Origin of the sequence: Gilliamella sp. Fer4-1 (genome assembly GCF_001690515.1) — a bacterium.
GTDB lineage: Bacteria > Pseudomonadota > Gammaproteobacteria > Enterobacterales > Orbaceae > Gilliamella > Gilliamella apicola_C.
On the sequence record NZ_LZGZ01000129.1, the window covers coordinates 20,982 to 28,873 of the forward strand.

General features: G+C 35.6%; 9 protein-coding genes. 1 reads left to right on the forward strand and 8 read right to left on the reverse strand.

Annotated features, from left to right (window positions below; translation table 11 throughout):
• Positions 1-6: 6 nt before the first annotated feature.
• From ftsI to A9G30_RS04555, 8 genes are all read right to left on the reverse strand, one after another.
• Positions 7-1,776 carry a peptidoglycan glycosyltransferase FtsI gene (gene ftsI, locus A9G30_RS04520; protein ID WP_065566557.1) on the reverse strand — a complete coding sequence of 590 codons (1,770 nt, stop codon included), beginning with the start codon at positions 1,774-1,776 and terminating at the stop codon, positions 7-9.
• Positions 1,776-2,159, reverse strand: a complete 384-nt coding sequence (ftsL, locus tag A9G30_RS04525) for a cell division protein FtsL (protein WP_081295663.1) — start codon at positions 2,157-2,159, stop codon at positions 1,776-1,778. Before ftsL ends, ftsI begins: the two co-directional genes overlap by 1 nt.
• Positions 2,152-3,087: a 16S rRNA (cytosine(1402)-N(4))-methyltransferase RsmH gene (rsmH, locus tag A9G30_RS04530; RefSeq protein WP_065566558.1), complete on the reverse strand. Its 936-nt coding sequence runs from the start codon at positions 3,085-3,087 to the stop codon at positions 2,152-2,154. Before rsmH ends, ftsL begins: the two co-directional genes overlap by 8 nt.
• A gap of 16 nt (positions 3,088-3,103) precedes the next feature.
• Positions 3,104-3,550: a division/cell wall cluster transcriptional repressor MraZ gene (gene mraZ, locus A9G30_RS04535; RefSeq protein WP_065588191.1), complete on the reverse strand. Its 447-nt coding sequence runs from the start codon at positions 3,548-3,550 to the stop codon at positions 3,104-3,106.
• A gap of 206 nt (positions 3,551-3,756) precedes the next feature.
• Positions 3,757-4,455 carry a 6-phosphogluconolactonase gene (pgl, locus tag A9G30_RS04540; protein ID WP_065580739.1) on the reverse strand — a complete coding sequence of 233 codons (699 nt, stop codon included), beginning with the start codon at positions 4,453-4,455 and terminating at the stop codon, positions 3,757-3,759.
• A gap of 16 nt (positions 4,456-4,471) precedes the next feature.
• Positions 4,472-5,929: a glucose-6-phosphate dehydrogenase gene (zwf, locus tag A9G30_RS04545; RefSeq protein WP_065588192.1), complete on the reverse strand. Its 1,458-nt coding sequence runs from the start codon at positions 5,927-5,929 to the stop codon at positions 4,472-4,474.
• 171 nt (positions 5,930-6,100) lie between these two features.
• Positions 6,101-6,385: a 50S ribosomal protein L25 gene (gene rplY, locus A9G30_RS04550; protein ID WP_065567998.1), complete on the reverse strand. Its 285-nt coding sequence runs from the start codon at positions 6,383-6,385 to the stop codon at positions 6,101-6,103.
• 181 nt (positions 6,386-6,566) lie between these two features.
• Positions 6,567-7,439 (reverse strand): D-hexose-6-phosphate mutarotase, encoded by an 873-nt coding sequence (locus tag A9G30_RS04555; protein WP_065580738.1) that lies wholly within the window; start codon positions 7,437-7,439, stop codon positions 6,567-6,569.
• A 197-nt stretch (positions 7,440-7,636) separates the two neighbouring features.
• Here A9G30_RS04555 and A9G30_RS04560 point away from each other — a divergent pair.
• Positions 7,637-7,892, forward strand: a 256-nt coding sequence (locus A9G30_RS04560; protein WP_335340249.1) for a radical SAM protein, incomplete at its 3' end; no start/stop codon positions are given.

Genomic DNA, 7,892 nt, shown 5'->3' on the forward strand with positions numbered 1-7,892 from the left:
CACCTATCAATAAATAATCATTTGGCCATCAATTTGGCGATCTGGTTTTACATTCATTGTTCTAAGAACACCTCCCATAATGCGGCTAAAAACAGGGGCAGAGACTGAGCCACCATAATACTGACCAGCTTTAGGATTATCAATAACAACCACAAGAGAATATTTTGGTCCTGTTGCTGGGGCAATACCTGCTGTATAAGCCAGATATTGATTAACATACCGGCCACCAGATAATTTTTTTGCAGTTCCTGTTTTAACCGCAACACTGTAACCAGGGACGGATGCCTTCGTACCGCCACCAGTAACCGCCACAGCTTCCATTAATTGAACAACTGTTTTTGCATCTTTTTCAGAAACAACACGTTTACCTTTAACAGGTTCGGTGGCCTTTAAAATTGTTACTGGTCGATAAATACCATAACTACCGATAGTCGCATAAGCCCTAGCTAACTGTAATGGTGTAACTCTTAGCCCATACCCAAACGCAAATGTAGCTCGTTCAATATCAGCCCATTTTCTTGTTCTATCCGCTGCAATTGAACCACTGACTTCGCCACCTAAACCTAATTCTGTTGGCTGGCCTAACCCAAAACGACTATAGAATTCTACAAGATCACCTTGCTGCATTTGTAAGGCAAGTTTACTTACGCCAACATTACTGGATTTTTCTAATATACCAGCCAAATTTAGTGATTTTTGATATGACACATCTTTAATTTCATAGCGATTGACATAAAATGGTCTTGTGTCAATAATCGTATTTAAATTGGCAATTTTCTTTTCTAAAGCAGCCATTACTACTAAAGGTTTAACAGTCGAGCCTGGTTCAAACGCATCTGTAACAGCTCTATTTCTCAATAAATTATAATCAAGCGATGAACGATTATTCGGGTTATAAGATGGGCTGGTTGCCATTGCTAAAATCTCGCCAGTGTGCACATCAACTAATACTGCTGTTCCACTGTCTGCTTTGTTAAATTCAACAGCTTGGCTAAGCTCGGTATAGACCAACGATTGTAAACGCTCGTCTATGCTGAGTGTTAAGTCTGCAGCTGTTTCACTTTCTGTTCGTTCTAATTCTTCAATAACACGACCGACTCGATCTCGCCTTACAATTCTTTGCCCTGATTCACCAATTAACCACTTATTAAAGCTTTTTTCAATGCCTTCAGAACCCTTTTCAGCGCCATTTTCATCAATGTCTGTTAAACCAATTAGTTGAGCTATATTTTCTGCCGCAGGATAATAACGTTTGGATGTTTTGGCAAATGATATCCCTGGTAATTTTAGCTTTTTTAAATAATCAGATATAGTTGGTGTTACTTGTCTAGATAAATAAACAAATCGCATTGATGCATTACCTAGTTTTTGCTCTAGTGTCGACATTGGAATATTCAACGTTTTAGCTAAACCTTGCCACCTGATATCATCTGCTTTAACTCCGCCTTTTTGTACAACGATTTTAGGATCTGCCCATACATCAAACATTGGCACACTTACAGCTAATGCTCGGCCATGACGGTCAGTTATCATTGCTCTTGGCGCATCCATTTCTTGATGACGTATCGAGCGTTTATTACCTTCAGCAATGAGTTTGTCTGGCTCAATAATTTGTAATAATGCCATTCGAACAATAAGACTAATAATCGCAAAAATAATAAGAGTATATACAATATAAAAACGGCTTGGAGTAAAAAATTGCTTTTTACTATTCAACTTATTTGTTTTTGTTGCCTTTTTAGTTTTATCTTTTTTATGTTTAGTAACAGGCTTCATTATTTACTCTTTATCACAATAACTGTTTCATTTTGTGGTGTTACATAAGACATACCTAATTGAATCTTAGCTTTCTCTTCAATACGCTTGGGCTCTGCAAGTACATTTTCTTCAATAATCAGGTTCCGCCATTCACTTTCTAATACATCTTGTTCTAATAAAAGTTGCTCACGCTCAAATAGCTGTTTACGAACCTGTTGCGTTGTTATTAATACAGCACCAGCAGAGATAATAATCATTACAAGTAATAATAATGAAATTTTTTGATGGACAAACAAATCGCCAATAATTAAGCCAAATAAGCTTTTATTTGGCTTTTTTTGAATATCTTTATCAATATAGATGTTATCTCGAAAAGCATCATTGAGTTGGTGGCTATTCATGTTTCCTTTCTGCTACCCTTAATATTGCGCTTCGAGAGCGCGGGTTATTATTAATTTCAATTGTATTCGGTTTAATTTTACCGAGTGATTTTAATCTAGCACCGCCATATTGTTTAATTTGTTGTTCTGTTAATGGTAACCGAGCGGGTAAATCTGGGCCTTTACTCTGTTTGCTAATAAATTGCTTTACAATTCTATCTTCTAAAGAATGAAAGCTAATAACCGCAAGCCTGCCGTGATTGGCAAGAACCGACAAACTGCTATTTAATGCTTGCTCAACTTCTTCTAGCTCACTATTAATATAAATACGTATAGCTTGAAAACTGCGTGTAGCGGGATGCTTATTTTTATCTTTTTTGGGTGTCGCTTTTTCAATTAACTTAGCCAATTCCAGAGTACGAGTAATGGGTGAAATCTTATTTTGCTCGACGATCGCATGTGCAATACGTTTGGCAAATTTTTCTTCACCAAATGTTTTTAACACCCATGCAATATCGTTTTCATCACTGTTTAGTAACCATTCACTTGCAGTTAAACCTTTTTGGTTATTCATTCGCATATCTAAAGGTCCATCACGCATAAAAGAGAATCCTCTTTCAGGATCATCAAGTTGTGGTGATGAAACACCAAGGTCTAACAAAATACCGTCAATTTTACCTAATAATGCTAACTGATTAATATACTCATATATATTTGAAAATTCACCACGAATAAAAGTAAATCTAGGATCAATTATTTCTAAAGCAGTTTCTTCAGCACGTTCATCACGATCGATAGCAATCAATCGTCCTTGTGCACCAAGTTGTTCAAGTATTAAGCGAGAGTGCCCACCTCGCCCAAATGTACCATCAACATAAATGCCATCTTTTTTTATATTTAATGCTTGTACAGCTTCGTTTAATAAAACCGTTGTATGTTGATAATCCATCAATCTTTTGCTCTTATTAAATAGTTAAAATTTTCAAATTATCTGACAAGTTTTCAATATCTGTTGATAATGCAGTAATATCATCACGAATTTGTTGATACCAAATTGTCTCATCCCAGATCTCGAATTTATTCGATTGACCAACAAGCATTGTATTTCTTTCCAATTTTGCATAAGCCCGTAGTGTAGATGACAATAAAATTCGCCCCGAATTATCCATCATGCATTCAGTTGCATAACCCAATAACAATCGTTTAATTCTACGTTCAGCTTCAACTATTGTTGATAATGTAGCAAGTTGCTGTTCGATCGTTTGCCATTCAGACATTGAATAAAGCGTCAAACAAGGGTGGTATAAGCCAATGGTGCAAACCATGCTTTTAGATAAAGATTCACGGTAGCGAGTAGGAATAGCTAACCGCCCTTTATTATCTAAATTGATTGAAATTGCACCGCTAAACATAAAAGCACCATTATCTATAAATCTTAGCTAATTTTTAATTAATAAAATCAATAAGCTAATAAAGTACCTCTTTTTTACCACTTAACCCCACTTTTTACCACAAAAGTCCGCAAAATAATAGATATTTGATTAATTAATTTATACTAAAAAGGCATAGTGAAAAGATTTGCCGGAGGTATAAACCGGCAAATAAAAACGAAGAAATTTTAAGATGCAGCCCAAAAAGCAGTGACATTAACTTTATCTTGTTGCAAGATAGCACGAATCGGCATTTGGTTAACATCATTACCTTTTTCAGCTTGTTCTAACACATGCATTTTGCTTTCTCCTACTAAATGCAAGTATATGTTTTTACTATTTAAAATAGTTGGCAGTGTTAATGTTATACGATCAAGTGGCGCGGTTAATGGTGTCATACCCACAACTTTTCGACCGGATTTCATATCTAAACCCGTTGCCAAATTAGCTGCACCAGGAAATAATGAAGCAGTGTGTCCATCTTCTCCCATGCCTAAAATTATTACATCAAATGGCATTGGAATTTTATCTAGCATCTTTTCAGTAATTTCTGCTCCATTAAATGGATTATCACAATTATTCTTCAAGCCAACAAAATTAGCCACTTTTGCATTGTTTTGTAATAAATGAGCTATTACAAGCTTTTCGTTACTGGCATCATCAGTATTATCCACCCATCTATCATCAACTAACGTAATAAAAACTCGGCTCCACTCCATATCTTGTTGGCTGAGTAAAGCAAAAAGTGGAATTGGTGTTTTACCCCCTGAAACAGCAATGGAAGCATGGCCTTTTTGTTCAATCGCCTGTTTTAACTTGTTGACTATATGTGAGGTTAAATCTTCAATCAATAACTGATTATTCTCATATTTATTTAACGTAAACATATTTTATTTTCCTTTATTAGAATTCGTGCCATGAATGCCCATCTTTAGTAATCAATGCAACTGATGCTACAGGTCCCCAAGTTCCGGCTTGGTAAGTTTTTGGCTGTTCATTGTCTAACTCCCACGCTCTAACAATTGAATCGACCCATTTCCATGCTGCCTCAACTTCATCACGATGAACAAATAATGCTTGGCGACCACGCATAACTTCAAGTAGTAAACGCTCATAGGCATCAGCACTTTGTTGATGAAAAGTTTCGCTAAAACTTAAATCAAGTTTAGTCGTTTGCAAATTGTGAGTGCTATCTAAACCTGGTACTTTATTTAGAATCTCAATATCCATACCTTCATCAGGTTGTAGACGAATAGTCAATTTATTTTGTGGTAATTCTGGATAAGATTCGCTAAAAAGGTTAAGCGGTAACGGTTTGAAATAGACAACAACTTCAGAACATTTACTTGGTAAGCGTTTGCCTGTGCGTAAATAAAAAGGAACACCTGCCCAACGCCAGTTATCAATGTCAACGCGAATGGCAACAAATGTCTCGGTATTGCTTTTTTGATTTGCGCCATCTTCTTCTAAATAACCTGGGACATTAACGCCATTAACAAAGCCTGCTGTATATTGACCCCGAACTACTTTTTCACGGATATTTGTTTTATCAATTGGTCTAAGCGCATTAAGTACGGCTATTTTTTCATTACGTAGACTATCATCTTCAAGATTTGCTGATGGTGACATTGCAATCATAGTTAAGATTTGTAATAAATGATTTTGTACCATGTCGCGCATTTGCCCTGCTTTGTCAAAATATCCCCAGCGGCCTTCAATACCAACTTGTTCAGCCACAGTAATTTCGACATGATCAATAGAATTACGATCCCAAAATGACGCAAACACCGTATTTGCAAAGCGTAAAGCTAATAGGTTTAATACAGATTCCTTACCTAAGTAGTGATCAATACGATAAACTTGCGATTCATTAAAGAATTTAGCCACTGAATCATTAATTTCGCGAGATGATTTTAGATCGGTTCCAAGCGGTTTTTCCATTACAATTCTATTTTGTAATTGGTTTAATCCCGCAGCAGCTAAGCCTTGGCAAATAGTACCAAAAGCCCCTGGATGCATTGCAAAATAAAAAATAGCAGGGTTGTTTGAATCAAGTTTATTTTTCAGTGTTTCAAATCCAGTGCGATCATTAACATCTAGTTTATGAAAGTTTAATCGTTGGCTGAATCGTTGCCAAATACTATCGTCTAATGGCTCTGGCATAAATGAGGTTAGGGCATCTTTTGCTACCTCACAATAAGCAGCGTGATCCCAATCAGCACGTCCTACACCTAAAATCTTGGTTTGTTCAGGTAGTTTTCCATATTTTTCTAATTGGTATAAAGACGGTAGTAATTTACGTCTTGTCAAATCCCCTTTAGCACCAAAAATAACTAAATCGCAAGCTGGGATATCAGACATGGTTCTCTCCTACGATGATATAATGTAATCATTCTATTATGTTGGGTAGTCAGTGTACAGGATAAATCATAACAATAGGCATTAGCCTTTATTGATTCGAAAACAAAAAGGTCACCATCACGGTGACCCTTTGTTTAAAACAAGTAATTGGATAATTTTCCAATCAATAAATTATGCGCGAACAAAATCCATATGAACTAATTTTGGTTTAAACGCATGACGTTGTACTGCTTGTACTTTTACTTTAGTTGCTTTTCCGTCAACTTCAATAGTCAATACCTCAGAATAAAATTCTGGTTTTTCTTGCATATTAAAAATTTGGTTGTGATCAAGTACCACAGAGATTGCAGGTTCAGTACCGCCATAAATAATGGCTGGGAATTTACCAGCGTGACGCAGGCGGCGGCTCGCACCCTTACCATGCTCTTTTCTAACTTCAGCTTTAAATGTAAACATATTTATTTCTCTTAATGATTTAAAATAAAACCAATTACAGGCGACCCAGTAGTTGGCTATCAAACTTGCACTTTAATAAAGTGCACAAGATTATAGAGTGTTATCCCAATAAACGCAATCAAATAATCATATTACAATCGAGCAAAACATTGATTGTGCTTATAGTGTATAGTGTGAATTTTTAAATCAATTCTATTTTAAAACCATAAGTCGATTTTTTATTTGGTGATAATTTCAATGGCGTTGTAATGCAACCAGATTCGACACAAACCATAGATTTATATTCGTCATCACCAAAGTCACTCATTGTTTTAGCTTTATTTACCCATGGATTCCATGTTACTACATCACTTACATTAGTATTAGTTAATCGAACTGTTCGAATGCCATTTGTGATAGTTATTTGGTCACTAGCATTAGTATAAATACGATCAACCTCTTGGTTAAAAGTCAATTGCCCTATTTTTGCAGGTTTATTTTCAACGGCTAATCGATCTTGATAGGTTTCACCTAGTCCTTTGACAACAACGTCTTCAATATTATTGATACCAAAATAAGTATGTAGTGCGCTAGTTACATCAAAATCACCAGAACAACTTAAAACAACTTCACAGGTCTTACCTAAATGAAGGTTTAATGATACAGTGAAAGGTTTGTTGCAATAAGGCGCTGTCTGTTGATTATTGACGAGAGATAGAATGAGATCGACACCATGCTCATCTTCAGTGCAAGAGTCTAAATTCCATTCAACAATACGAGCAAAACCGTGAGACGGCGTTCCTGATTGACCGAACCAAGGCCAGCAAACAGGTACACCACCGCGAATAGCCACGCCTTTTTTAAAGTTTGTTTTGTTGCTCAACCAAATAACAGGAGTTTGCTCATTAATTGGTTGCCAAAATAACAAGTGTGCACCTTGTAATGTCACCGCTGCACAACAAGTTTTATGGTTAATCACCAAAGTAGGGAGTTCGCCATAAGTTAATTGCTTAACCGATGAGCTTAGCGAGACCCCTGATAAGCTATTTTCTAAAATATCTTTATAAATATTCATACTTACTCCTAAATAACAAATTTTAACAATAGTTAATATCGAAAATTATTAATAATTGTACGCTTTTTAAGTTAATAATAAAAATACAATAGATGCCAAAAGCTTTTTTTACTTTTTTGAAGTAAAATGCCACACTATAAAAAATAGAACAACATACTGGTTATTGTTGTCAAAAAGTTTCAGGAAAGACAGCGTTTATGTATAAAATTCCAATGAGTTTGTATATTCATATGCCATGGTGCGTACAAAAATGCCCTTATTGTGATTTTAATTCGCATACGATAAAAAAAGCCCCCAATTATGAAGCTTATATAGAACATTTAATTAAAGATTTACAACATGATGCTGTTTTGTGCTCAAACCGCTTAATTCATTCGATCTTTATTGGTGGTGGCACTCCAAGTCTGTTTTCTGCTGAACTCATTGATAAATTATTATCAAATATAAATAAGA